Source organism: Micromonospora sp. ATLC20, assembly GCF_057196585.1.
The window spans coordinates 1-3,293 of record NZ_JBXUOV010000318.1 but is presented as its reverse complement, the minus strand read 5'-3'; the positions used below and the strand labels follow the sequence as shown (position 1 = coordinate 3,293).

At 76.5% G+C, this 3,293-nt stretch carries 3 protein-coding genes and 1 pseudogene; all 4 read left to right on the top strand.

Translation table 11 applies throughout. The features are described from left to right. Positions 1-677, top strand: a pseudogene (locus AC2CHG_RS30775) (hypothetical protein); the annotation flags it as partial. After that, entirely contained in the window at positions 674-2,140 is a 1,467-nt protein-coding gene (locus AC2CHG_RS30770; protein ID WP_355508304.1) for an NADH-ubiquinone oxidoreductase-F iron-sulfur binding region domain-containing protein, read from the top strand. The pseudogene AC2CHG_RS30775 and the gene AC2CHG_RS30770, both read left to right, overlap by 4 nt. A gap of 15 nt (positions 2,141-2,155) precedes the next feature. Continuing rightward, positions 2,156-2,749, top strand: a complete 594-nt coding sequence (locus tag AC2CHG_RS30765; RefSeq protein ID WP_355508302.1) for a TlpA family protein disulfide reductase — start codon at positions 2,156-2,158, stop codon at positions 2,747-2,749. After that, positions 2,746-3,293 (top strand): cytochrome c biogenesis CcdA family protein (locus AC2CHG_RS30760; protein ID WP_484526136.1); only part of this gene is annotated, 548 nt, incomplete at its 3' end. The genes AC2CHG_RS30765 and AC2CHG_RS30760, both read left to right, overlap by 4 nt.

The following is a 3,293-nucleotide window of genomic DNA, read 5'->3' as shown; positions in this document are numbered from 1 at the left end:
GCGACGAGGAGCGCGAGCCCGTCGTCCGCGCCCGCGACGAGGAGGCGGCGCCGGCCCGCCGGACCGACAGCGAACGGCCCCGCCGCCGTCGCCGCGACGACGAGGAACGCGTGCCCCGCCGCTCCCGGACCGAGGAGCGGGTGAGCCGCCGCTCCCGCGACGACGAGGACCTGGTGGCCCGGTACTCCGCGCCGCCGGAGAGCGGCGGCCGGCACTCGGCGCCCCCGGACACCGGCGGTCGCCACTCCGCGCCCCCGGACAGCGGCCGGTACGCCACCGCGGCCGAGGTGGCCCGCTACTCCGCGCCGCCGCGCGCCACCGACGAGCCGGAGGAGCCGTGGGACAGCCCGCGCCGCTGGGAGTCCCGCCCGGTCTCCGGCGAGCCGATCTCGGCCGGCCCGATCTCCGGCACCCCGCTCTCGGCCGAGCCGCTCAGCGGGTCCGGGCGCCGCTACCGCGACGAGGAGGACGTGCCGGAGGAGCCGGACTACTGGCGCCCGCCGGCCCGCTACGCCGCCGACGAGGCGTTCGTGGACGACACCCCGACGCTCGTCGACCTCGCCTCCCGCCGGGCGATGCGCGCGGGCAAGGAGAGCCGGTCCGGCCGCCGCAAGCGGGCCGACGCGGACGCCGTCGACGGCGCGTACTGGGCCGGGCTGCGGGGTGAGGCCCGGTGATGCGCGCGACGATCCCGCCGGTCGCCTGTGTCGGCGAGCCCCGCCTGACCGCCGGCTTCGCCGAGTTCGGCCGGCTCGACCTGCTGGCCCACGAGGAGGTGCACGGCCCGATCGGCCCGATGGAACCGGCGGCGCTGCTGCGGCTCGCCGAGGCGATCGACCTGAAGGGCAAGGGCGGTGCGGGCTTCCCGTTCGCCCGCAAGCTGCGGGCCGTGCTGGAGTCCTGCGAGCGGCAGGACCTGGGTGCCGTGGTGGTCGTCAACGCCACCGAGGGGGAGCCGGCGAGCTGGAAGGACAAGGTGCTGCTCACCCGTGCCCCGCACCTCATCCTGGACGGCGCCGCGCTCGCCGCGTTCGCGCTCGACGCCGAGGAGATCGTGATCGGGGTCGCAGACGACGACGTGGGCCGGCCCTCGCTGACCGAGGCGTTGCAGGAACGACGGATGCCGGTGCCGACCACCATCGTCACGGTGCCGCACCGGTTCATCTCCGGTGAGGGCGGCGCGCTCGTCAACGGCATCAACGGCCTGCCGCACATCCCGCCCGGCACGAAGAAGCGCTCCAGCGACTCCGGTGTCGGCGGGCTGCCCACGCTGCTGTCGAACGCCGAGACGTACTCCCAGCTCGCCGTCGCCGCCCGGATCGGCCCGTACGAGTACGCCGCCCTCGGCACCGACGACGAGCCGGGCACCGTGCTGCTCACCGTCACCGGGTCGGCGAAGCGCCCCGCCGTGGTGGAGTGCGCCGCGGGCACCCCGCTGCGCGAGATCCTCGACCTGTGCGAGGTGCCGCCCGGCCCGGGCATCCTCATGGGCGGCTACCACGGCAAGTGGATCACCGCGGCGGCCGCCGAGCGGGCCGAGGTGTCCCGCAAGGGGCTCACCGCAGTGGGCGGCACGCTCGGCGCCGGCATCATCGTGCCGCTCGGCGCCGACACCTGCCCGCTCGGCGAGGCCGCGCAGGTGGTGCGCTACCTCGCGGGCGAGTCCGCCGGGCAGTGCGGCCCGTGCAAGATGGGCCTGCCCGACCTGGCCCGCTCGGTCGACCTCGCGGTCTCCGGCAGCGCACCGGTCGAGCTGGTCCGGGCCGCGGCCGGCGACGTCAAGGGACGCGGCGCGTGCAGCCACCCGGACGGCACCGCCCGGTTCGCGCTGTCCGCGATGGAGGTGTTCGCCGACGACCTGCGGCTGCACGCCACCGGCGAGGGCTGCGGCAAGCGGGTCAAGGGCATGATGGGCCTGCCCGGCGCGCCGGACGCCAACCCGCAGAAGCTCACCCTGGACTGGTCGCGCTGCGACGGGCACGGGCTCTGCGCGCACGTGGTGCCGGACTTCATCCGCCTCGACGGCAACGGCTACCCGGCGTTCCCGCCCACCCCGGTGCCGACGTGGCTGCGCGAGGGCGCGCTCAAGGCGGTAAAGGTCTGTCCCGAACTCGCGCTCCGCCTGGTCCGGGCCGAGTAGAACCAGGAGCCGCCGATGCGTACCGCCGTTCGTGTCACAGCCGCCGCCGTTCTGGCCGCCACGCTCGCCGCCGCGACCGCCTGCGCGGCCGGGCCCGAGGGCGGCGCACCTGCGGGCGCGGTGGTTCCCGCGTCCCCGGCTCCCGCGTCCCCGGCCGCCGGCTCGCCGTCCGCCGGGCCGGCGTCTGCGTCACCCGCCCGGGTGCCGGCCGCGCTGTCGTTCACCGGCAAGACCCTCGACGGTACGGCGTTCGACGCCGCCGCCCTGGCCGGGCGGCCGGTAGTGCTCTGGTTCTGGGCGCCCTGGTGCGCCACCTGCGCCAGCCAGGCGTGGACGGTGGCCGAGATCGCCCCCACCTACCGCGACACGGTCCCCATCGTCGGCGTCGCCGGACTCGGCGAGCAGAAGGCCATGAAGTCGTTCGTCACCGAGTTCGACCTGGGCGGCACGACACAGATCGACGACCGGGCGGGCGCGCTGTGGCGCCGGTTCAAGGTGGCCGAGCAGAGCACGTTCGTCGTCCTGGACCGCACCGGCCGCGTCGTCCACCAGGGATTCCTGGACGGCGAGGCGCTGACCCGGCAGGTCGAGACGCTGGCCCGGGGATGACCGGCGCGCTGCTGCTCGCCCTGACCGCGGGCATGCTCGGCGCGGTCAACCCGTGCGGCTTCGCGATGCTGCCCGCGTACCTGTCGTTGCTGGTGGCCGGCCCCGACGGCGGGCGCGGCACGGTCGGCCGCGCGCTCACCGCGACGGCCGGACTCACCCTCGGGTACGCGCTGGTGTTCGGCGCGTTCGGGCTGGCCCTGGCACCGGCGGCGGACTGGCTGCGGCCCCGGCTGCCGTGGCTGACGGTGACGCTCGGCGTGCTGCTGGCGCTGGCCGGGTGCTGGCTGCTCGCCGGCCGGAAGCTGCCCGCACCGCGCCCGCTGCGCGTCGCGCCCCGGCTCACCCGCACCTGGCCGTCCATGGCGCTGTTCGGCGCGGCGTACGCGCTCACGTCGCTGACCTGCGCGATTGCGCCGTTCCTGGCGATCGTGGTGGCCAGCCTGCGGGCCGGGTCGCCGCTGCGCGGGCTGGCGCTGTTCGGCGCGTACGCGCTGGGGATGGCGCTCGTGGTCGGCGTGGCCGCGCTCGCCGTGGCGCTGCTGCG

Coding starts and splice junctions, on each gene's coding strand:
- AC2CHG_RS30765 (WP_355508302.1), top strand. CDS start 2,156: ATGCGTACCGCCGTTCGTGTCACAGCCGCCGCCGTTCTGGCCGCCACG.